This window comes from Paenibacillus gyeongsangnamensis (genome assembly GCF_027533625.1).
GTDB classification, from domain to species: Bacteria; Bacillota; Bacilli; order Paenibacillales; family NBRC-103111; genus Paenibacillus_G; species Paenibacillus_G gyeongsangnamensis.
Genome location: NZ_JAQAGZ010000045.1, coordinates 1 through 21,087, shown reverse-complemented (window position 1 = coordinate 21,087; position 21,087 = coordinate 1). Strand labels below are relative to the sequence as shown.

General features: G+C 51.6%; 21 protein-coding genes. 9 read left to right on the top strand and 12 right to left on the bottom strand.

Annotated features, from left to right (window positions below):
• The 5 genes from O9H85_RS36040 to O9H85_RS36025 all read left to right on the top strand — a co-directional run.
• On the top strand, positions 1-717 hold a 717-nt coding region (locus tag O9H85_RS36040; protein ID WP_269886169.1), incomplete at its 5' end, for an ExeA family protein.
• The gene (locus O9H85_RS38125) at positions 714-938 is read left to right on the top strand and encodes a DUF5348 domain-containing protein (protein WP_409348262.1); all 225 of its coding nucleotides are present in this window, start codon (positions 714-716) and stop codon (positions 936-938) included. The genes O9H85_RS36040 and O9H85_RS38125, both read left to right, overlap by 4 nt.
• A 144-nt stretch (positions 939-1,082) precedes the next feature.
• On the top strand, positions 1,083-1,304 hold the full coding sequence (locus O9H85_RS36035; protein WP_269886168.1) for a hypothetical protein: 222 nt from the start codon (positions 1,083-1,085) through the stop codon (positions 1,302-1,304).
• A 658-nt stretch (positions 1,305-1,962) separates the two neighbouring features.
• Positions 1,963-3,444 carry an AIPR family protein gene (locus O9H85_RS36030; protein ID WP_269886167.1) on the top strand — a complete coding sequence of 494 codons (1,482 nt, stop codon included), beginning with the start codon at positions 1,963-1,965 and terminating at the stop codon, positions 3,442-3,444.
• 516 nt (positions 3,445-3,960) lie between these two features.
• On the top strand, positions 3,961-4,740 hold the full coding sequence (locus O9H85_RS36025; protein WP_269886175.1) for an aldo/keto reductase: 780 nt from the start codon (positions 3,961-3,963) through the stop codon (positions 4,738-4,740).
• A 741-nt stretch (positions 4,741-5,481) separates the two neighbouring features.
• On the opposite strand, the gene rlmH is transcribed toward O9H85_RS36025, so the two are convergent.
• The 3 genes from rlmH to O9H85_RS36010 all read right to left on the bottom strand — a co-directional run bounded on the left by rlmH (position 5,482) and on the right by O9H85_RS36010 (position 7,659).
• A complete protein-coding gene (rlmH, locus tag O9H85_RS36020) occupies positions 5,482-5,961 on the bottom strand; it encodes a 23S rRNA (pseudouridine(1915)-N(3))-methyltransferase RlmH (protein ID WP_269886166.1) in 480 nt (159 codons plus the stop codon).
• Between the two features lie 71 nt (positions 5,962-6,032).
• A complete protein-coding gene (locus O9H85_RS36015) occupies positions 6,033-6,200 on the bottom strand; it encodes a CxxH/CxxC protein (RefSeq protein WP_269886165.1) in 168 nt (55 codons plus the stop codon).
• A 214-nt stretch (positions 6,201-6,414) separates the two neighbouring features.
• On the bottom strand, positions 6,415-7,659 hold the full coding sequence (locus O9H85_RS36010) for a S1C family serine protease (RefSeq protein WP_269886164.1): 1,245 nt from the start codon (positions 7,657-7,659) through the stop codon (positions 6,415-6,417).
• 159 nt (positions 7,660-7,818) lie between these two features.
• Here O9H85_RS36010 and O9H85_RS36005 point away from each other — a divergent pair, with 159 nt between their 5' ends.
• On the top strand, positions 7,819-8,040 hold the full coding sequence (locus O9H85_RS36005; RefSeq protein WP_269886163.1) for a hypothetical protein: 222 nt from the start codon (positions 7,819-7,821) through the stop codon (positions 8,038-8,040).
• Between the two features lie 3 nt (positions 8,041-8,043).
• Here the strand turns inward: O9H85_RS36005 and O9H85_RS36000 are convergent, their stop codons facing one another.
• The 6 genes from O9H85_RS36000 to O9H85_RS35975 form a co-directional block, all read right to left on the bottom strand.
• Positions 8,044-8,847 carry an MBL fold metallo-hydrolase gene (locus O9H85_RS36000; RefSeq protein WP_269886162.1) on the bottom strand — a complete coding sequence of 268 codons (804 nt, stop codon included), beginning with the start codon at positions 8,845-8,847 and terminating at the stop codon, positions 8,044-8,046.
• Positions 8,848-8,865: 18 nt separating this feature from the next.
• Entirely contained in the window at positions 8,866-9,612 is a 747-nt protein-coding gene (yycI, locus tag O9H85_RS35995) for a two-component system regulatory protein YycI (RefSeq protein ID WP_269886161.1), read from the bottom strand.
• Positions 9,613-9,720: 108 nt separating this feature from the next.
• Positions 9,721-11,013, bottom strand: coding sequence for a YycH family regulatory protein (locus tag O9H85_RS35990; RefSeq protein ID WP_269886160.1), 1,293 nt, complete (start codon positions 11,011-11,013; stop codon positions 9,721-9,723).
• On the bottom strand, positions 11,010-12,842 hold the full coding sequence (gene walK, locus O9H85_RS35985; RefSeq protein WP_269886174.1) for a cell wall metabolism sensor histidine kinase WalK: 1,833 nt from the start codon (positions 12,840-12,842) through the stop codon (positions 11,010-11,012). The genes O9H85_RS35990 and walK overlap by 4 nt, the downstream gene beginning before the upstream one ends.
• A 13-nt stretch (positions 12,843-12,855) precedes the next feature.
• Positions 12,856-13,590, bottom strand: coding sequence for a response regulator YycF (gene yycF, locus O9H85_RS35980; protein ID WP_269886159.1), 735 nt, complete (start codon positions 13,588-13,590; stop codon positions 12,856-12,858).
• 143 nt (positions 13,591-13,733) lie between these two features.
• Positions 13,734-15,320: a M23 family metallopeptidase gene (locus O9H85_RS35975; protein ID WP_269886158.1), complete on the bottom strand. Its 1,587-nt coding sequence runs from the start codon at positions 15,318-15,320 to the stop codon at positions 13,734-13,736.
• A 290-nt stretch (positions 15,321-15,610) separates the two neighbouring features.
• On the opposite strand from O9H85_RS35975, the gene O9H85_RS35970 reads away from it, so the two are divergent.
• Complete coding sequence (locus tag O9H85_RS35970) at positions 15,611-15,850, top strand: hypothetical protein (RefSeq protein ID WP_269886157.1); 240 nt, start codon at positions 15,611-15,613, stop codon at positions 15,848-15,850.
• Positions 15,851-15,869: 19 nt separating this feature from the next.
• On the opposite strand, the gene O9H85_RS35965 is transcribed toward O9H85_RS35970, so the two are convergent.
• Positions 15,870-16,430: a hypothetical protein gene (locus tag O9H85_RS35965; RefSeq protein ID WP_269886156.1), complete on the bottom strand. Its 561-nt coding sequence runs from the start codon at positions 16,428-16,430 to the stop codon at positions 15,870-15,872.
• Positions 16,431-16,609: 179 nt separating this feature from the next.
• Between O9H85_RS35965 and O9H85_RS35960 the strand changes: the two genes are divergently transcribed.
• Both O9H85_RS35960 and O9H85_RS35955 read left to right on the top strand, forming a co-directional pair.
• Positions 16,610-17,059, top strand: coding sequence for a MarR family winged helix-turn-helix transcriptional regulator (locus O9H85_RS35960; RefSeq protein ID WP_269886155.1), 450 nt, complete (start codon positions 16,610-16,612; stop codon positions 17,057-17,059).
• A gap of 3 nt (positions 17,060-17,062) precedes the next feature.
• Positions 17,063-17,602 carry a glutathione peroxidase gene (locus tag O9H85_RS35955; RefSeq protein WP_269886154.1) on the top strand — a complete coding sequence of 180 codons (540 nt, stop codon included), beginning with the start codon at positions 17,063-17,065 and terminating at the stop codon, positions 17,600-17,602.
• Between the two features lie 114 nt (positions 17,603-17,716).
• Here the strand turns inward: O9H85_RS35955 and O9H85_RS35950 are convergent, their stop codons facing one another.
• On the bottom strand, positions 17,717-18,478 hold the full coding sequence (locus tag O9H85_RS35950; RefSeq protein ID WP_269886153.1) for a hypothetical protein: 762 nt from the start codon (positions 18,476-18,478) through the stop codon (positions 17,717-17,719).
• Positions 18,479-18,623: 145 nt separating this feature from the next.
• Positions 18,624-19,907 carry an adenylosuccinate synthase gene (locus O9H85_RS35945; RefSeq protein ID WP_269886152.1) on the bottom strand — a complete coding sequence of 428 codons (1,284 nt, stop codon included), beginning with the start codon at positions 19,905-19,907 and terminating at the stop codon, positions 18,624-18,626.
• Between the last annotated feature and the right edge of the window lie 1,180 nt (positions 19,908-21,087).

The following is a 21,087-nucleotide window of genomic DNA, read 5'->3' as shown; positions in this document are numbered from 1 at the left end:
CAATGTGTGGCTCGGCTCCAATACATGGTCATGACGCGCTCTATTGGCTGTGTGACTGGAGAGATTGGCAGCGGGAAGTCGACGTCGATCCGTGCCTTGAAAGAGCGGATTGATGCAAACAAATACCGATTTCTCTATTTGTCCGATGCCCATTTGAAGCCTCGGGATTTTTACCGAGAGCTCTTGCACCAATTCGGGGCCTCACCGAGATTTCTGCGGGGTGAGGCCAAACGTCAATTTCAGCATTTGGTATGGGATTTGTTTGAGAACCAGAAAAAGGTCGCGGTCGTCGTCATTGATGAGGCGCATTTGCTTTCTGGCGATATGCTGCAAGAAATTCGCTTCCTCACGAATTTCAATATGGACTCGGTCTCTCCCTTGGCATTGATTTTGGTGGGACAGCCGGAACTGCAGGCGACACTGCAGCTTCGCGTCTTTAAGCCAATTACACAACGCATGAACGTACGATTTCACTTGGAGAGCCTGTCATCTCAAGAGACAAGAGCGTATATTGAACACCATCTGGAGGTGGCCGGCAGTACCCACCCGGTTTTCACGACCGAGGCGATGGATGCCATCTATGCACATACCCGCGGAATTAGCCGGGAGATTAATAACGTTTGTACAGCCAGTTTGCTTGATGCTGTGCTCAGAAAGGACAAGTTGATCGATGCGATTCATGTGTCCCGCATCTTAACGGAATTTGATGACCAATGATGCAGACGATGAAATTTCATAAAGAGACTAGGCGTTGGAGGCTTTATGAAGGGACACGATTATTGTATCCGTTGCATTGTGGAGACCCGATACTCATCGAGGTGGACGATGCGTTCTGCCGTGTTAGCCTGGAGTTAGACACGGAATGGTACGTCAAATTAGGGGAGACGAAATTCTGGCTGCACCGAAAAACTGTATACAATGTGAGATCGTTATTCTAAACCTGCTCATAACAAGCAGGTTTTTCCATTTCCGCCACCGAATTTTATTATTTACGATCGCCACGCCTTTGGCGGTGAGGAAAGTAAAAAACCACCGTCGCTGTCGGTTCCGAAACGACCGTCAATGAGAATGGTTAATGACAAGTGGCGGCAATCGCGCAAGAAATGGCAGCCAGTTCTGAACAGGTAAATGCGTCCGTTGCTGAAATATATTCGATTGTACAAGCAGCTTCTGCCAATTCAAGAGATGTTGCAAGCACGAGCGAGAAACAATTGATCGTGGTGGAAACGCTTGCTGTTTCCTCCGAAGAACTTAAGCAAATCTCTATCGAACTTAGCGAGATGGTCGGCAGGTTTAAATTATAAGTCAGGTGGTTGCAGCATGGAAGAAGAAGAGAATAAACCGTTGGAAATTACGCCTACGTGCATGTTATGTTGTCAAAAAATAGCGGCTCCCTGCTTGGATGAGCCTATTTGTGCTGCGTGCTGCGATATATTGGAGTTCGGCTACCCGTCTTTTCCGGCTTACGAATTAAAGAATACTAATATAAACCGATAAGGAACCGATAGCTTCCTTAGCCTCCTTAATCGCCTTTCTAGCGGAAGGTGATTATTATTATGTCATTTTCGACGCTCTATTTCTGATAAATGTTTCATTTATGCCTAATAATTTTTTTTAATTAACATTTATCCGAAATCGTTTGAGTAGCGGAAGACATTGCTGCACATGATTATAACTAAGATTACTCTAAACACTTCCAAAAAAATCGAAAGTATTGAAATGAAATTTGATTATACTAAAACTGAGCTGAAAAGCTTGATTATTTAATACCATAACTTCACCTAATTATGGCATGGTTTTGCACGTTTTCGAGATATCGGTGCTGAGGAAATCGAGTCTGGTATTATAGGAGCTTCACGAGACGGTGGCATTGATGGTTTCTTTATATTTTTAAACGATGAATATATCTACGATTTTGAAGAAATAAAACCGTCTAATCAGTCAGTATTAGAATTGCACTTAATGCAATATAAAAATACAAACTCTGTTGAAGAAATAGTAGTAGATAGATTCATTGCTTCAGCAGAGCATATTTTTCAACTTGGTATAGATTTCGAACCGCTAAATGAGGTCTTTAATCCTTTACTTATTGAAAAAATTAAAGTGTTTCATAATACTTGGATGAAAATTGCTGGTAGGCATCCGAAGATAAATGTTCATTACTATCACGTTTGCAAAGGCGACAAGACTAAAACATTAGGTCCAGAAATGCAAAATGATGCTTATCTAAGAAAAATGGTTTTATTATCCCAAAAAGTTAAAAGCACTGGCGGAAGTAATATTGAATATTCTTATCATATCGTCGATGCTGAAGCACAAATGGAATTATCAAGAAAGAATCCAACCTATTCCCTTCCACTGAAGTTAAATGAAACGCCTATTACGATCGATTACAAGCAGGAGCAAGGTGGTTACATAGCATCTACAACTTTATATGAATATTATAAATTTCTTTCAGATTCGGACGGCACCCTCCGTAAATACCTGTTTGAATCTAATGTAAGAGACTATCAGAATAATACTGACGTAAATGAAGAGATTAAGCAATCGGTTACGGAAAAACAAGAATTTGATTTTTGGTGGCTTAATAATGGTGTAACTATTATCGCTGAAAAAGGCACATTGGCTGGAAAGACTCTACACTTAGATAATATTCAAATCGTAAATGGTCTCCAGACTTCTTATACAATTTACATTTCACTATCAAAAGGAGACTTCGAAGAAGATAAAAGAGCAATCTTACTCAAAATTGTTATCACAGGAAAAAAGGAAACGTCTGATGCAATTATAAAATCTACAAACTCACAAAATTACGTTCCTCCATCAACTTTGAGAGCAACTGATAAAGTCCAGAGAAACATAGAAGAATACTTACTATCAAAAGGTTTTTACTATGACAGACGTAAAAATTTCTATAAAAATCAAGGGAAGCCAAGAAATAAGATAATATCAATTAAATATCTGTCTCAATGCTTGACTGCTCTTGTTCAAAAAAATCCATCAAAAGCAAGATCCAATCCAACTACCCTTACTAAAAATGAAAAGGATTATCGACGTCTATTTCCTGTCAATAGACAGCCTGAAATATATCTAAAAAGCATTGAAGTGATGAAGCAGGTTGAACGTTCGCTAAGAAGCATGGTAACAACAAACCCACAAGAAGATGCGATTGCTACTAATTATCCTCTTCACGTCGGTAGAATTTTGGTATCACTATTAGTTAATAATGCTGATTACAATGATCGTGATTTTTCTGGAATCGATATTAGCAATATTAACGAAGGAAATATTACCAAAGCATTTGGTATTTTAAAAATGGTTCTTGCAGAATACCAAAAGTCTAGCTCACGTCAAGAACTAATAAACATTGCAAAAAATATAGCATTTAGCGAGCATCTTACAGAACAACTACCAAAACATCTACCAGAGATCATCCGTACCTAAAATCATAAAAAAATCAGACTATAACAATGGAAGAAAGTGTATATCATTTATGAAGCTCCTGTAAACAAGGAGCTTATTTTATTTAATTCGCAAGAAAAGGAGTCAGAAGATATCGAAGCTCTACCTGGAATACGGTTTGACCGAGAAATATCCGAAAATCCACTCTCTTCACTAATGAAATGAATGTTTGAGTATGATGGAACCTTTCCCCATTAAAGCTAAAGATTTTTCCTTATTCAATAAAAAATTCAATGCTCAAATCCAAATCGATCAAAGAAATATAATCTGAGAGTGCGGTTCCCCGCGCCTCCATCGTTATACGTGAGTATCATTTTCAGCACATAAAAGGTAACCTCCACTAAAGTTGGTAGGATACAGTTTATCTAGTTAAAAGCATTTCACTTCTTACATTTATCGCTGTACTTCTATAAAATAAAGATAAATTTAAGGTAGGAGGAATGATGCGTGAGTATTCAAAAGATCACTGATTACACCGTATTAAATAATGGAGTACGTATGCCATGGCTCGGACTGGGCGTCTTTCAAGTGGAAGACGGCGAGGAAGTTATTCGTTCAGTCCGCGATGCTTTGGAAGCCGGATATCGCTCGATCGATACTGCAGCGGGCTACCGCAACGAGACCGGGGTGGGCACCGCTATCAAACAAAGCGAAATCCCCAGAGACCAGCTGTTCATCACTACTAAACTGGCAAATAAAGATCAAGGCTACGAATCCACGCTTCGTGCTTTTGAGGACAGCCGCCTTAAACTCGATCTCGAATACTTCGATCTCTATCTGATTCACTGGCCCGGCAAAGATAAGTTCAAGGAAACCTGGAGAGCCTTTGAAAAATTACAAAAGGACGGGTACATTCGCGCCATTGGTGTAAGTAACTTCAAAATCCATCATCTGGAATCGTTAAAGCAGGATAGCGACACGGTTCCCGCTGTCAATCAAGTGGAGTTTCATCCTCTGCTCAACCAGCAAGAGCTTCTCCAATATTGCAAACGTGAGGGAATCCAATTAGAAGCCTGGAGCCCGATCATGAAGGGTAATCTGGATCTGCCGCAGATTACCGAGCTGGCCGCGAAGTATGGGAAAACTCCTGCCCAAATCGTCCTTCGTTGGGATCTGCAGCACGGGGTCGTCACCATACCCAAATCAGTTCGCCAAGAACGCATTCAGGAAAATGCCGGAATTTTCGACTTTACGCTTTCTGATGAAGATATGAACACGATCGATCAAATGAACCAAGATCACCGGTTCGGTCCAGACCCGGATGTATTTCTCTTTTAACCGCTGATAAATACGAATAGTCTCCTAATGTAAAGAAAAATTCTTTTCTTGATACTCACTTCACTGCCTCATTTCATTGACCATCTTCTGTCTGCTACATCGTTTGAACAGCGGAAGACATCTGGTTATTAAGAGGGTCACACTCAACGAAAATAAGTAGATTGAATCAACTATTTTTTAGCCCTTAACCCTTCTGCATCCTATGCAAGAGGGGTTTCTTGCATTTCAAGTAGGTGTCAAGGGGCACAAGAGCAGATTAATATTACTATTTAAAGGTTTGCAATCGTTCTCAAACAAGTTGTTATTTACTTTTTTATTGATGTCAAAGCATTGTCCTTATGATAGAAGTTGTACTCAAAAAAATATACGCTACAACCAGAATTATACATTTGTTCCACGTGAAACTATATAATTCTATATTTAAGTAGATGTCATAGATATTACCACAACAAACTCAAAGTACTGAACATTTATATGCAGTATTTTGAGTTTGACGTTAGCTATTTTTAATATTTTGCTTTCTGGGTCCCAATATATTTTTAAAGTCAACATTCTGGTATCTTGTAGCGGCTACCAACGAGGAGTCAACCACTAGTACTCTATTTGAATCGAAGTAAAATAATGGTATAAAGCCCTCAAACATCTTTAACAGCTACTAACTGTAGATTACCAAATATTATAAAATATAGCCTCTCCCACTTCAGCGTCTTTCCGGCTTCTTCCTACCAAAAAATTTCGCCGTTACTTGTGATAGGGTTCCCCCCGCATAATCTTAAACGCGCGATACACCTGCTCCACCAGCACCAAGCGCATCAGCTGGTGCGGTAGCGTCATGCGCCCGAACGAGAGCTTCAGCTCGGCACGCGCCAAAACCGCGGGGGCCAGCCCGAGCGAGCCCCCGATCACGAACGCCACGTGGCTGCGCCCGTACGTGGCCAGCTCCTGCACATGCCGCGCGAGCTCCTCGCTCGACAGCGGCTTGCCGTCGATCGCGAGCGCCACAACGTAGGCGCCCTCGCGAAGCTGCGCGAGGATGCGTTCGCCCTCGCGTGCCTTCACCTGCGCCTCCTCCGCGGCGCTCATCGTTTCCGGTGCCTTCTCGTCCGGCACCTCGATCAGCTGCACCTTGGCATACGGGCCAAGGCGCTTTACATATTCGGCGATGCCCTGCACCAGATACGATTCCTTCAGCTTCCCGACCGACACAATCTGAATGTTCATCTCTTCCAAAGGCCCCCTTAATACGCCGATAAACGAAAAAAGAAGGGCTGCTTCAGCCCTCCCGCTTCACGCTAAATGACCAGGAACCGTCCCGGCTCCGAGCACCGCTCGCAATGCGCCGGCGGCTCCCAGTCCGCAAATTTCGTTTGCTCCAAATCGACAATATCCGGCGCGTCCTCGTACTCATCGACGAACATGTCGATCGCCAGCTCCAAGTGTTCCTTGCAAACTACATGCATCGAATGACCCCTTCTTGATTCCCTAGACCGCCCAACCGATCCTTGCAAGCAGCAAGGCCAATCAGACTTTGAAATCGCATCCTTCTATCGTTACACATTACACTAGTTTACCCCAAAAACCGCCGCAGTAACAATAATAAATGCGAACAATCCCCCTGCTTCGGCAGCTTCGAGCCAATTCTCATTCAATCAAGCAAACTGAAGCCAACCGATGTTACCGGTCCTTCAGCTCCCCGAGCGTCACCAGTACCGAGCTTTTCTTCGAGCCGCGGTAATACGTGATAGCCAGTTTGTCTCCTACCTTCTTCTGACCGTAAATATACTTACGGAGCGACAGCGTGCTGTTTATCGGCTTTCCGTCCAGCTCGGTAATCACGTCGTTGGACTTCAGCCCCGCATCCTTCGCGGGTCCCGTCACGTCGAGCACAATAATGCCTTTCTTAGCCTCCGCAGGCAGCTTGAGCGAATCCACCCCGGCAAAAGACTGCAGCTCCTGTGTCACCACGCCAATGTAAGGCCGCACCACCTTATGAAACTGAATCAGCGTATCGATGACGCTCTTGACCTGATTAATCGGAATCGCGAATCCGAGCCCTTCCACACCGGTATCGGCCACCTTGAGCGTGTTGATGCCGATAATCTTCCCGTCCACGTCCACGAGTGCCCCGCCGCTGTTGCCTTGGTTGATGGCCGCATCCGTCTGGATGACGTCCATCTCCCAGTCGAGCTCGCCCTCCTGACCGAGTGACACCGGAATGGTCCGCTTCGGCCAGCTGATGATCCCTTTTGTAATCGTCGGCGCATAGCCGAGTCCCAGCGGATTGCCTACGGCGATGACCGTTTCACCGGCCTTCAGACTATCGGAATCGCCGAATTCCGCCGTCTGCTTAATCCCGGTTCCGTCCATCTCCAGCACGGCCAGATCGGTGATCTGATCCCGGCCTACTAGCGTCGCCTTGCGCCGTTCCCCGACGCTGGAGACCACATCAAGCTGCGTGAACCCTTCGACCACATGATTATTGGTCACAATCCGCACCTTGTCGCCCGCCTTGGCAAAGATGACGCCCGAGCCCAGGCCCACGACCCCGCCGCTTTTCCCTGTTGCATCCTTCGCCGAATCCTTCTTCGAGCCGATAATGCTGACAACCGTAGGAGATACCTTCTCCGCAGCATAGATCACCGACTCCCCCGAACCGGACGATCCTGGCCCGCTGGCTCCGGCAACCGTCGCGCCGGCCGGGGGAGCCATCACAGTTACTGCAGGCTGCGCATTCTTCCCTGGACCGCCCCCATGGCCGCCGAGCAGCATGAACAACAGGGCGGTCACCGCGGCGCCGCCGGCGGCGGGCATTATCCATCCGGGCAACCATCCCCGGGCCGATCGCCGCACCGTCCAGCTTTCCTGCCGGGAGGACCGGATTGTCTTCGTAGAATAAAAATCGTCATCGAATAAGCTCATCGCGTCGCACCTCTCCCCATGGTCCTGCAGCCCGGAACGATTCCCGGGATTATCCCAAGCTAGTATTCTAAAAAACTATAAGGCATTAGGAATGTTTTCGCGCCTGGAAGACTAGAATAAGAACAAAAGAACCTTAGCCCCGAAAGGATGAATGTTCCTATGTCCGCTAACCGTATCTCATCCCATCTCGACCAAATTCATTGGATCGGCCAGCTTGCCGATTTGAAGGATCACCAGTTCCAGCAAGGCCTGCTTCTCGATGCCCTCATCGAACTATTGATCGAGAAAGGCGTCATCACCGCTCAAGAGATTGCCGTCAAGGCACAGGCGCTGGAGGGAGAGCTTACCGCCTCCATTCCTACACCGTCTCAGCAGGCTTAGAGCTTAGTCCTCGTCCAGCCGATCCCACTCCGTTGACCGGTCATAATACGTATCCATCAGCTTCGCCCGGTGATCGTCCGGAGCGAGCCTTTCTTCCACCATACTATTCACGGTCAGCCTGGCCAAATCCATCAGATTGTGGTCCCGGCTCAAATGCGCTAGATAGACCCGTTTCGTCTTCTCCGACATGACGTCCACCAGCCCGATCCCGGCCGCCTCATTGGACAAATGGCCTACATCGCTCAGGATGCGGCGTTTAATGTTCCAGGGATAACGGCCCATCCGCAGCATCTCGACATCATGATTCGACTCCAGTACGAGCACGTCGCTGTCCGTAATCTTCTCCTTCACCTTGGAGCTCATGTAGCCTAGGTCCGTGGCCAGACTCAGCTTCTCCTCGCCCTGGTAAAAGCAATAGCCTACGGGCTCTGCGGCGTCGTGCGAGATCCCGTACGACTCCACCTGGAGCATCCCGAAGTCGCGCACCTCGCCCGTATCCATTACGCAGCGGTTCGCCTCCGCGATCTCCCCGATATGCTGGTCCAGCTCACGCCACGTCTTCTCGTTGGCGTAGACCGGCAGATCGTATTTGCGCGCCAAGGCGCCAAGACCTTTGATATGATCCGCATGCTCGTGCGTGACCAGGATGGCGTCCAACTGATCCGGCGACATCCCCCGCTCCTTCAGCAGCTGCTCCACCTTCTTCGCGCTGAGCCCCGCATCAATCAGCACTTTGCCGTCCTCGCCGTCCACCACCATCGCATTCCCCGTGGACCCGCTGGACAGCACGCTAAATCGTATTCCCATTGCTTTAACTCCCTACTGCTACTTATTTTTCTGCGGACCCTCCACCGCACCGCTGAACGCGTGCACGAAGTAGACGTCGCCGCTGCTGTTGCCGATCGTCACCCTCCAGGAGGGCCACATATTCAGCGTTTGCGAGTTATACATCTGTCCGTGGTAGCCGAGCTTTACGCCCGTGATCACGGAACCTGCGGGCAAATAGTTCTCAATCAGGGTCTGCAGCGCGGTATACGGCGATATTACCTTCTGCTCCTTCTGATCTCCCTCCGCCTTAATCTCGACGAAGCCCTGCTTATAAGCTGCGATGAGCCCATTCTTCTCGATCAGCTCGAGCTGCACCTCGAACATCGGGAACCCCCCGTACAGCTGGTGAAACACGAACTTGCCGTTCGAGCTGAGCGCCGGGTCGAACTGATACGAGTCCGCCTTCGGAATACCGGCCCGGACCATAAGGTCCTTGCCGGAGCTTTTACTGATCAGCGGATCGAACTTGAACGGCGCAGCCAGCGTCACCGGCAAGCCCGGCGTCAGCTTCTCATCGAACTTCGCTACGATCTCCTTCAGCTTGGGCACGTCCTTCGGGATATCCGCAGGGACCTGGATGTTCTTGCTTTTCAATAGCCGCTGCAGCTCCTGGGCGGCAGCACCGCTCGTACTCGCCTCCAAATCGAGCAGATCGGAGCGGCTCGACCACAGCTGGACGCCGAGCACGACGTTAAGCAGCAAGAAAGATAGAATCAGAATCGTTTTGGCCCGGCCCCACTCCATGCGTTCACCGCTCTCCTTTCCTCGATGATTCGGCGTTCGCCCTTCAGAAGACTGCCGGTCCGCCGCTTCCCGCGATCCGCCGTCAACCGATCGGCTGCCTTCCGGTCTCTATTCCAATAGCTCATACGTTCCGTCGCGCAGCTCCACCATCCAGCCGGGAACCAGCTCCATCGTCTGATCCAAGACCACCGTCCGGTAGCCGGGGAACACCCCGTAGACCGGAGTCTTGCTTGTCCACTGCTTCAGCTTCTCATCGAGCTCCTCGCCGCCGATCAGCTGCACATCCTTCCTCCGGGCATTGCGGGAGTCCGGGGTTAACGTCGATCTCTCAAGATTGGAGACGACCCCTTTTTGCAGCACGACCTTTATAAACCCGGTATAATCATTGTGCAAATTCACTACCGGATAAGCCCCGTAGTACTGCCGGAACACGAACGACTGATTGCTCGGCAGCAGACGCTGAGGCAGCTTCTGGAGCGCATAGGTGCCGTTCCAGCCGCCATGCTGGTTGATGAACTGCACGGCCGAGACGAGATTCTCGCGCAGGTCGATCTTGCTGTCCGCCGGAGCGATCGGATCGGTATAGGTCATCCAGTGCTGCTCGTTTTTCAGCTGCAGCCCTCTTTTGCCGTCCATATAAATCTCGGAGCCGTCCCGTTCGGTCAGGTTGCGCGTCACGGCCGGGTCCACGAAGAAGCTTCGCTTCAGCTGATCCGCCGTATACTGCGTGTAACCGATCGTATATGACGGGATCGTGATCGGCTTCGTCGGAAGATAGTAATCTCCGATATTCGACATTTTGTAAGGGACATAGTCCGTACCGACATTGGCAAAATACCGCTCCATATCCTTCGGCGTGAAGTCCGCTTTTTGGACCTCGTAGATTGTATTGCCCGTATCCGTGAACAAAATCGTCTTCACTTCATTCGTATCCTTGGCAAAAATCCAGATCCGCGTGATCAGATCGTTATCAACCGGGATATCGCCTTTGATTTGCATAACCTTCTGCTGCTGCAGCACGCTGAAAGGCAGTCCGTCGCGGAAGCGCACCTCGACCCCCTGCTGCTTGCTTCGCACCTCATCCCAATTGATGCCTAGCGACGTGGTTGTCGTCTTGCGGAAGCCTTCGAGGCTGCGCTGCTTGATGTTGTCGACAATGTCGTTGTACACCTTGGATGTCGGGTAAGCGACCGTATGCTGCTGATTGCCCAGATGCAGCACCAGCTGGTCCGGGAACAACAGATCCTCGAGCGCGGTCTGAGGACCGTTGAGGTCCGTCTTTACATATTCGTCCGGCCGCACCGGATCGAACTTCGGATAGCTGTAGGCGAGCAGATAGCTCTGCAGCAAGCTGAGCAAGATCAGCATCATAAGAACGCCTGATTTCAGCCTCTCCATCATCCGGCACTCACCTCCTGCTGGTAAGGGAGCGTAAACGTTACTTTCGTACCCACGCCAAGCTCCGATTCGAGCTGAATCGACCCGCCGTGAGCTTTTACTATTTCCCGGGCAATCGACAGGCCTAGGCCCGTGCCGCCCATACTGCGCGATCGCGCCTTATCCACTCGGTAAAATCGCTCGAAAATACGCTCCAAATCCTTCTTGGGAATCCCGATTCCGTTATCCTGAACGCTGATTTCGAGCGCCTTGTCCCGGCATCCTGCGTGAATGCGGATATGTCCCCCGTCCGGCGTATATTTAATCGCATTGGAGACCAGATTATCGAGCACCTGGTCAATCCGGTCCCGATCCAGCATCAGGTCCTCTACCTGCGGGTCCACCTCGATCTCTACTTCGATCGAACGCTGCTCCAACTGGAACGAGAACCGGTCGGCGGCCTCCTCCAGCATATCTTCCACAATAGTAGATTCCTTGGAGATAATAGCCTGCTTGGAATCCAGTCGCGACAGCTGCAGCAAATCCGTGACGAGCCGGATCATTCGGTCCGTCTCGTTGCGCGCCACGCCGACGAATTTGCCCGCCAGCTGCGGCTCCTCCATCGCGCCGTCCTCCAGCGCTTCCAGGTAGCTCTTGATCGTCGTCAGCGGCGTCCGCAGCTCGTGCGATACGTTAGCCACAAACTCCCGCCGGGACTGCTCCAGCTTCTCCATCCCCGTCACGTCCTGGAGCATGACGATGGTCCCTGCGCCGCCCTGGGTCTTGCCGTGAATCGCCGTGAAGGTGGCCCTCACGTAGAGCGGCCCTTCCTCATCCTCCTGGAACAGCCGCAGCATGGCCGTCTTATCGCCGCCGCCCTCAGCCGGACGCAGCAGGTCGGGAGTGACCCCGAGCAGCGCGGTCAAATACATGCCGCGGGACGCTTCCTCGTTCACCTGAAGGATTTGCTTGGCCCGCCGGTTAATGACAATGACCCGGCCGTGCTCGTCCGCGGCAATCAGACCGTCATTCATATTGGACAGAATGGAGGCCAGCTTCTCCTTCTCCTCTTCATTCAGAGATAACGCTTCCTTCAGCCGTTCCGTCATGAAATTAAACGTGCTGCCGAGCTGTCCGATCTCATCCTTCCCCAACACGCGCACCTGCTCGTCGAACCGTCCTTCCGCCACCTTCGTCGCCTGCCTCGTGATCTCTTGAATCGGGCGGGTAATCGTCCCCGACAGAATAACCCCGAGCAGCGCGGTAAGGACAAGGGCGATGAGCGTCCCGGAGATGAAAATCTGGCTGATCTGCTTCATCGTATCGTAGACGTCTTCCATCGAGGCGATGATATAGACGGCGCCGTATACCTTCACCCCGGAGCCGATCGGCCTCGCGATGATGATCTTGCGCACCCCGTCCAGGTCCGTGAACATCCGCTGGTTATCCTTGATGCCCTGAAGCGCCTTCACGACTTCGGTTTGCGTATTCTTGCTGCCTACGACCGACTGGTTCGTCGAGAGCGAGCTCGTCAGCACGACGCCGTTCGCATCGATGATCTGGATCTCCGCCTTGCTGATGGCGAACAATTTGTTGACGATGTCGTTGAGATCCGTATAAGATTTCTTCGGTTCGCCGTTCTTGTTATCCTGGCTTTCCGCCAGGTAGGTCTCCGCATACTGGGCGAGCAGCTGCGCCTGGCCTGTCCGGCTGGCGATGAAATCCGTCTTGAAATACGTCTCGAGCGTTCGGATAAAATAAACCCCGATCAGCTGCATCGCGATCAGGATCAGCAGAACGTAAATGATGATCAGCTTCGCCTGAATCGTCTGGAAGAACGAAATGCCCCGTATTCTCATCGCCGCCTCAGGCTCCGCCGCCCGGCTTCGTGCTGCGCATCATATAGCCCAGTCCCCGCCGGGTGATAATGTATTCCGGACGGCTCGGATCATCCTCCAGCTTCTCCCGCAGCCGGCGGATCGTCACGTCGACCGTACGCACGTCGCCGAAGTACTCGAAGCCCCACACCGCCTGCAGCAGATGCTCGCGCGTCATCACCTTGCCGCTGTTCTTCGTCAAATACTGCACCAGCTCGAATTCGCGATGAGTCAGATCCAGCGGTACGCCGTCCTTATACACCACGTACATGTCGCTGTCGATGAACAAGTCATGGAACTGCAGCCCCTGCCGCTGTCGCTGCTCCTCTCCGGCCTGTGCGGCTGCCGCTGCAGGCGCCGTCTTCGTCTGCCTCCGCAAATGGGCCTTCACACGGGCCAGCAGCTCGCGCGTGCCGAAGGGCTTCGTCACGTAATCGTCGGCTCCGAGCTCAAGGCCGAGCACCTTGTCGATCTCGTTGTCCTTCGCCGTCAGCATAATGATGGGCGAATTCAGACGCTGCCGCACCTCCCGGCACACGTCCATGCCGTCCTTCACGGGCAGCATCAGATCGAGCAGGATGAGATCCGGCTCCTCGGCATAAGCGAGCTCGACCGCCGCTCCGCCGTCGTAAGCGCAGATGACGTCGTAGCCCTCTTTTTCCAAGTTGAATTTCAATATATCCGCAATCGGTTGTTCGTCGTCCACGACGAGAATTTTTGCCATTGAACCCGTCACCGCCTGTAAGAGACTAACAGCTGACCCCTCAATTCTCTATTTTTCTATTTTACCACAGTTGGAATGAAAAAGAGACACGGAAGGAGCGGGTTCCTGCTTCTTCCATGTCTCTGGAACAACTTGATTATCGATTAGCGGTTCAAATATTTGAGCGGGTTGTCCGGCGTTTCGCCGCGCTGCACTTCAAAGTGCAGATGCACACCCGTGGAATCCCCGGTACTGCCCATAATGCCGATCTTCTCGCCCTTCTCGACGATCTTGCCGTTGCTGGTCAGGATCTGGCTCAAGTGACCGTAAAGCGTACGATAGCCGTTCATATGATCCACAATGATACAGTTGCCGTATCCTTCCTTCACACCGGCGAAAACGACCTTCCCGTTGTCGGAAGCGGTAATGTTGCGGTTGCCCACGAGGTCTACGCCCTTGTGGAACGCACCCCAGCGCATACCGAAGGTGCTTGTGATCGTCGCTCCGGCCACCGGCCAAGCGAACTTGCCCGAGCCTTCGCCTTTGACGACCTTGGTGCCTTTCACGGCGACGGCCTTCACCGGCTCCTGTACAACTTCCTCGCTCAGCACCTTCTCATCGGCCATGAGCCCGTTGACCTTGGTCAGCTCGATGGTCACTTTCTTCAGGCCGTTCTTCCCCGGGGAGATAATCTGATTCGTCCCGAGTCTCATGCTGTCGTCCTGCTTGTATTCCGTTTCGTACTGGATCTCCTGGTTCTCGACGACCTTCTCCACCGTCCGAACGGCAAGCGTCGGCTGAAGCACCGTCAGGTCCAGCTGCTGTCCAACCTTGATCATATCGTCAGAGATAGACGGATTGTTCTGGTAGATGACCTGCTTCGGAATGTTCAACTTCTTGGCGATGCAGCCTACGCAGTCGCCCTTCTCCACCGTATATTTGGTCGGCTGAACGTCTCCGGTCTCGAGCTTCTTCTGCAGATCTTCCGGCTTCACCAGCTCCTTCGGATCGATGGAAACCTCGTTCAGCTCCACCTTCTGTACGAACTCCGCCGTCTCCAGCTCAGCCGGAGCCGCACTGGCACCAGCAGGCGATGCCGACAGGATGCCGACCTTGCCCGGATCCTTCTTCTTCTGCATATTGGCGATCGCATTGGCTTTGATCTGATCCAGCATCTTATCGGCGGTCGTCATATCTCTCAGCACGCCGACGCGCTTCCCGTCGACGAGCAGCACGACGCCTACCGGCTGAGCCGAATACAAGGCTCCCAGCTCGGAGAGCACCTTCTGATCGTCCGCTTTGGAATTGAAAGCCCTTTCATGCATAAACGTGACCTCAGGGACCTTCACGACCATCCGGACATCCTGTGAGCTTCCGCTCAGCTGCTGCTTCTTCTCGGCCTCGAACTGCAATACCTTATTCTCGTCCGATACGACGCCAATCTCTTGCCCGTTGGCATAGACATGTACCAGTTCGATCATATTCGCTTTCACATATTGATTACCGCTCCACACCACTGCCGCGATAAAGCCCATCGCCGTTACCGTTCTGACAATCATCCATTTATGTAAGAGGACCTGGTTCTTTATCTTTACCGTAGCGCTTGCTTGCGGTTTTCCTTGAGCTGCTGCGTCTTGTGCCGGATCGGCCGTCGTTTCCAGAGCCGAATCCGCAGACCGTTTCCCGGAACCTTGAAGGCGAACCTTCGCGATCAGCTCCTTGATTCGATCCGTTCCTTTGAAAAATGTCATTTTGTTCTCCTTTTAAGCCGTTTTTTGCCGCACTCGAAAACTAGCCTTGCTGCGTATGAAAGAGCTAGCTGCTGACCTTAGTGGCGCACTCTCCGTAGGTTGTGTGTGACTTGCTTCCCGCGCTCTACAGGTTTTCTAACGAATTGCACATAAAAACACCAAAATAAGGGATTCTAAACAATAAGACGAATCTCTTAATAATTTAACATAGCAAAACTACTTTTTTCAACAAAATTGTGTATAATACCACTTTTTGATAGAGAACCATGACAGGAGTGTGAAGTCAGCTTATGGAAAACATTACGGCGCTTTTCCGCACCCGCGGGGATATGGAGCAAGCGGCTGCGGTTCTTCGCGAGCAGGGTGCGGTGGATATCGCCATGTACGGCGCGCCCGTTAACGCTGAAGGCGCCGGAGCGGCTACTGCTTCCACGCGCGATGCGGCCGCCTGCACGCTGCAAGTAGTCGTAGAATCGTCCCGCTTCCGGCAGGCGGAGGATACGATAATGAAATACGGCGGCCATGTGTAGGCCGCCGTATTTCTGATTTTTACCCTTGAGCGTACCGGTGCAGGTTCCGGATATACTCCTGTACGAGCACTTGGATGCCCTCCACCTTCAGCTTGAGCGTTTCCTCGCCGTCCGATGCCAGCGCCTCCAGCATACGCTGAATGTAGGCCTCGCATCGGGCCTTTCCGGCCGGATGCACGCGGCTGTAATCGTCCAGGTAACCCGGGATGAAGAAGCATTCGAGATGGTCCATGACAAAAAGATAAGGGTCCCCCGGCTGCGTTTCACTCCATGCCTTCAGTTTATCGTATAGGCCGCTGAGCGTAATCATCCCGAGCCGGTACGTGCGCTTCGCGTATTCGTGCTCTTCCGGGGAGACGTTTCCCCGCTCCGCCAGCCGGGTGTTCTTCTCATCGAGCAAATAGAGGGCCCCACCCCATTCCGAGGCGAACTTCAGCCAGAACTCGATATCCCCCCGCGCAATGTCGATCCGGAGCGCCTCGGCAAATACCACATCCGGATCCTCGGACAGCCGTTGCCGTGCTTCCGCATGGAGCTCCTGACTTAAGCCGCTTGGTTCTTGAAGCTCGTTTTCTTCCACGTGAATTCTCCTATAATCGCATATTGAGCTGCATGGCTTCTATTTTAACAAAAAAAGCGCTTAAGATTAAAGCTCCCCGGTTACGGGAAAAAACGGGTTGACACCGGCAGTAGGCCGCCGTATATTAGTTTTATAAAACTAAATTTTATACAATTTATTTAACCGGAAGGGAGCTGAACATGAACCGGGACGAATTGTTGAAGCTGGAGAATCAATTCTGCTTCGCCGTCTATGCCTTTTCGCGGGAAATCACGCGCCTGTATAGGCCGGTGCTGGATGAGCTGGGGCTCACCTACACCCAGTATATCGCGCTGCTCGTGCTGTGGGAGCAGGACGGCGTCACCGTCAAGGAGCTGGGCAGCCGGCTGTATCTGGATTCCGGAACCCTGACGCCGCTGCTGAAGAAGCTGGAAGGCATGGATCTGATCCGTCGTACCCGGGACCCGCAGGATGAGCGCAGTGTGATTATCCGCTTGACCGCTCAGGGGCATGCCCTGAAGGAGCAGGCCTATGAGGTGCCGGAACGGGTATTTTGCCAGACCGGGATGTCCCCTGAAGAAATCACCGGGCTCCGGAAGCGTCTGACGGCTTTATTAGAGCAAGTCCATCACAATCCAATGGAGGAATAACATATGGGAGTTCATTCGTTTGCCGCAGCCAATATTCGGGGTCAAGCAGTGCAATTGAATCAATACGAGGGCAAAGTGCTCCTGATCGCCAACACCGCCAGCAAATGCGGCTTCACGCCGCAATACGCCGATCTGCATAAGCTGTATGAGAAGTACCGCGATCAAGGGCTCGTCATTCTCGGCTTTCCTTGCAACCAGTTCGGCGGTCAAGAACCGGGCTCCAACTCGGACGTCGATACCTTCTGCCAAATCAACTACGGCGTAACCTTCCCGCTCTTCGAGAAGGTCGACGTTCGGGGCGACGGGAAGCATCCGCTGTTCGGTTATTTAACCGAGGCGCTGCCGTTTGAAGGCTTTGACCTAAACGACGGCACGGGCAAAATGCTGCACAACATGCTTAAGGAAGCCGGCGAGCTGGAAGGCAACGACATCAAATGGAATTTCACTAAATTCCTGATCGACAAGAACGGCAATCCGGTTCAGCGTTTTGAATCGAACGTGTCTCCTATCGATATGGAATCCGCGATCGAAGCGCTTCTCTGAGCTGTTGAACTTATCCTTCATCCTCTGACTTAAGAAGCACCGCTCCCCTATCCCGGGAACCGGTGCTTCTTCGTCGTGCCGAGCCGCTTCGTAACGAGGCTGTCCGCCTCCCGCTTACGGCGTTTGGATCATATTCAGCAGCTGTGCGTATTCGTCCGCCTTCAAATATTTCTGGAGGATCTGTTCGATCTCCTTCAGCTTGCCGGCCGTGATGCCGTCTTCCATCAGCAGCGAGATCTTCTGGATTTCCTCTTCCGGTAACCGCGAAGACAGGAGCGAGAAGATCTTCGCCTTGTTCTCGCTGGACAGTTGATTCTTCCGCTTCAGGACCTCCTCGCTGGAGATGACGATCTTGCGGTCGTCATTCGGCGCATCCGTCCCCGATACGGATTGCCGGCCCATCACGGCTACCGCATCCTCCGGCGGCTTGCGCCCGGCATCCGTCCCCGTATTCGGCGTCCCCGACGGCGTCGTCGAGCCGCCGGAGGGGGATGACGGCACCGCTGTAGGATCCTTTCCGCTATCCTTCAGAGCCAGGCCGGACACGGCCAGGTCCTTCCCTGAGCCTGAACTTTTGACTGTACCAGTACCGGAACTTGAACCAAAACCTGAACCTGTCTCCGCTCCGGTTCCGATCGCCGCTTTGCCCGGGCCTTTACTACCGCCGGAGAATCCAGTCATCGCGCCAAGCTGACGGGTCATGCCGCTGACGAACTGATTCCAGTCGAGCTGCTGCCCGGCGGGCCGCTCAATATGATATTGGTCCAGCAGCATATTGACATACGTGTTCACCGTTACGAACGTCAGCGCCACACAGCACACCGACGTGACGGCTGCGCTGACCGCCAGCTTCAGCAGCCACTGCAATGCTTTCATTGCTCTCCCATCTCCCATTCGTTCTCGGTTTGGTATACCTTCCAGTATTGACTCATTTCAGGCAAACCAACCCGGACGAGGGAGAAAAAAACAAACCCCCGATCCTCCGGTCAGGACGGAAAATCGGGGGAGTTTTCAAGGATGATTAGTAAATCGGCTTCACTAAGTTCGTCTGCTCGCGGTTTCGTCCTACCGAGAAGATCGCAATCGGAATACCGGTCAGCTCCGATACCCGCTCCACGTAACGTCTCGCGTTCTCCGGCAGGTCCTCCAGCTTGCGCACGCCGGATAGGTCCTCGCTCCAGCCCGGGAGCTCCTCATATACCGCTTCGCACACCGACAGCATCTTCAGGCTCGCCGGATAATGCTCGATCACTTCGCCGCGGTATTTGTAGGACGTGCAGATCTTCACGGTCTCAAGTCCTGCCAGTACATCAAGCGAGTTGAGGGACAGACCCGTGATCCCGCTGACGCGGCGGGCATGTCTCACGACGACGCTGTCGAACCAGCCGACGCGGCGCGGACGTCCCGTTACCGTACCGTACTCGTTGCCGCGCTCGCGAATCCAGTCGCCGGTCTCGTTGTTCAGCTCCGTCGGGAACGGACCGTCGCCGACGCGCGTCGTATAAGATTTCGCCACGCCGATGATTTGCTGAATCTTCGATGGGCCTACGCCCGAACCGATGCAGACGCCTCCTGCAGACGGGTTGGAGGAAGTCACGAACGGATAAGTGCCTTGGTCGATGTCGAGCATCACGCCCTGAGCACCCTCGAACAGCACCTTGCGGCCTTCGTCGATCAGATCGTTCAGCACGACCGACGTATCGGTGACGTATGGGCGGATTTGCTCGGCATAGCCCAAGTACTCTTCAATGATCGAGTCCGCATCCAGCCCCTTGGAGCCGTATACCTGCTCGATCAGCACGTTCTTCTCCTTCACCATGTGGCGAACCTTGCGCTCGAACTCCTCAGCGTCCATCAGATCGGCGATCCGAATGCCGCTGCGCGCCGCTTTATCCATATAGCAAGGACCGATCCCTTTGCGGGTCGTTCCGATTTTGTTCTCGCCCTTGCGTTCTTCTTCCAATCCGTCAAGGAGCAGATGATACGGCATGATGACGTGAGCCCGGTCACTGATGCGCAGGTTGTTCGTCGTAAAGCCGTTGTCGTGAATGTACGCGATTTCTTCCAGAAGCGCACCCGGGTTAATGACCATACCGTTCCCGATGACGCAAATTTTATCTGCATAAAAAATACCCGACGGAATCATCGTCAGTTTATACTTCTTATCGTTAATGAGAATCGTGTGACCCGCATTGTTCCCGCCCTGATAGCGAGCTACAACCTCTGCGGACTCCGCCAGGAAATCGGTTATCTTGCCCTTTCCTTCGTCTCCCCATTGGGTTCCGACAACCACTACCGTTGACATGTTCATACCCCCGTGAGGTGGAAACCACCCGTAATTTGCCTTTAAGGCACAAAGCACCATTAGTAAGTTTAGCAGTCCACCGCAGCAAAGTCAACGAAAACGAACGAAATAAAACGGCCCTTTTCATATTGTTCGGAAATTCTTCAACCTCTTCTAAGCATCCCCCTTTGACTACATGCAAATGCATGCGGACTCCGCACATTGACACTATTTTTCCCGATTGCCACAGAGTATTCTTGCTTTGGCATTTGCTGCTTTTGAGCGTGGATAAAGCACCGGTATGGGGCTTCAAGCGATTCTCCACCATCTGGCACTATTATCCTCGTCATTCACCCCTAACGACCTCGATGTCCATTCTCGTCTCGTCTGGTCTCGTCTGGTCTCGTCTCGCCTATCTCCTATTTCCCGGAACTCAGTGAACCTAGGTTCATTTGTAATGAAGCTGTGTTCATTAGCGATAGCGATTTCGGGATTTATCGCCTGTACTGAATCTGGGTTCTCTACTAGTGAATCTCAGTTCCCCAAAATGACCACGAGATTCACTAAGGCCCGGTCACGCGTATTTCCCAGCACGTAATGAACCCAGGTTCACTTGTAATGATGCTGAGTTCATTAGCGATAGCGATTTCGGGATTTATCGCCTGTACTGAATCTGGGTTCTCTACTAGTGAATCCCAATTCCCAAAAATGACCAAGGGGTTCACTATGGCCCCGTCACACGTATTTCCCGGCACGTAGTGAACTCTGGTTCACTTGTAGTGAAGCTGCGTTCATTAGCTACAGCAGTTGACTTTTCGCCTGATGGGCTGAGAGGATTCGAGGGAGGTAATACGTTACGTGAATTGCTATGGATAGTAGAGGCAGCTTCGCTAAACTGATAGTCATATGAACAGCGTGGATGGTGGATGTAGATTGACTACTGCACGCTTCCACCAGGATAAACGGCTACGCCATCCTTGTCTTATAAGGACCAGCGCGTTTACCAAGGTTGATGCGAAGCTATAAGTTACGAAAACTTATAAATTCTTACTAGAGTAAAGGGCAGAGAAATCTGCCCCTCCTCATCAAACCGTACGTGAGGTTTTCCCTCATACGGCTTTCCGATGTTCGTCATTCATGTGCATGCAGATCACAAGAGCGTTTTAAGTCCACATTGACTGGCCAGAAATCTTACTTCTTG

Excerpts from the sequence above, each read along its gene's own strand:
- O9H85_RS38125 (WP_409348262.1), top strand. The coding sequence starts at position 714 with ATGATGCAGACGATGAAATTTCATAAAGAGACTAGGCGTTGGAGGCTT.
- O9H85_RS36030 (WP_269886167.1), top strand. The coding sequence starts at position 1,963 with ATGCAATATAAAAATACAAACTCTGTTGAAGAAATAGTAGTAGATAGA.
- O9H85_RS36025 (WP_269886175.1), top strand. The coding sequence starts at position 3,961 with ATGCCATGGCTCGGACTGGGCGTCTTTCAAGTGGAAGACGGCGAGGAA.
- rlmH (WP_269886166.1), bottom strand. The coding sequence starts at position 5,961 with ATGAACATTCAGATTGTGTCGGTCGGGAAGCTGAAGGAATCGTATCTG.
- O9H85_RS36015 (WP_269886165.1), bottom strand. The coding sequence starts at position 6,200 with ATGCATGTAGTTTGCAAGGAACACTTGGAGCTGGCGATCGACATGTTC.
- O9H85_RS36010 (WP_269886164.1), bottom strand. The coding sequence starts at position 7,659 with ATGAGCTTATTCGATGACGATTTTTATTCTACGAAGACAATCCGGTCC.
- O9H85_RS36005 (WP_269886163.1), top strand. The coding sequence starts at position 7,819 with ATGTCCGCTAACCGTATCTCATCCCATCTCGACCAAATTCATTGGATC.
- O9H85_RS36000 (WP_269886162.1), bottom strand. The coding sequence starts at position 8,847 with ATGGGAATACGATTTAGCGTGCTGTCCAGCGGGTCCACGGGGAATGCG.
- yycI (WP_269886161.1), bottom strand. The coding sequence starts at position 9,612 with ATGGAGTGGGGCCGGGCCAAAACGATTCTGATTCTATCTTTCTTGCTG.
- O9H85_RS35990 (WP_269886160.1), bottom strand. The coding sequence starts at position 11,013 with ATGATGGAGAGGCTGAAATCAGGCGTTCTTATGATGCTGATCTTGCTC.
- yycF (WP_269886159.1), bottom strand. The coding sequence starts at position 13,590 with ATGGCAAAAATTCTCGTCGTGGACGACGAACAACCGATTGCGGATATA.
- O9H85_RS35975 (WP_269886158.1), bottom strand. The coding sequence starts at position 15,320 with ATGACATTTTTCAAAGGAACGGATCGAATCAAGGAGCTGATCGCGAAG.
- O9H85_RS35970 (WP_269886157.1), top strand. The coding sequence starts at position 15,611 with ATGGAAAACATTACGGCGCTTTTCCGCACCCGCGGGGATATGGAGCAA.
- O9H85_RS35960 (WP_269886155.1), top strand. The coding sequence starts at position 16,610 with ATGAACCGGGACGAATTGTTGAAGCTGGAGAATCAATTCTGCTTCGCC.
- O9H85_RS35955 (WP_269886154.1), top strand. The coding sequence starts at position 17,063 with ATGGGAGTTCATTCGTTTGCCGCAGCCAATATTCGGGGTCAAGCAGTG.
- O9H85_RS35950 (WP_269886153.1), bottom strand. The coding sequence starts at position 18,478 with ATGAAAGCATTGCAGTGGCTGCTGAAGCTGGCGGTCAGCGCAGCCGTC.
- O9H85_RS35945 (WP_269886152.1), bottom strand. The coding sequence starts at position 19,907 with ATGTCAACGGTAGTGGTTGTCGGAACCCAATGGGGAGACGAAGGAAAG.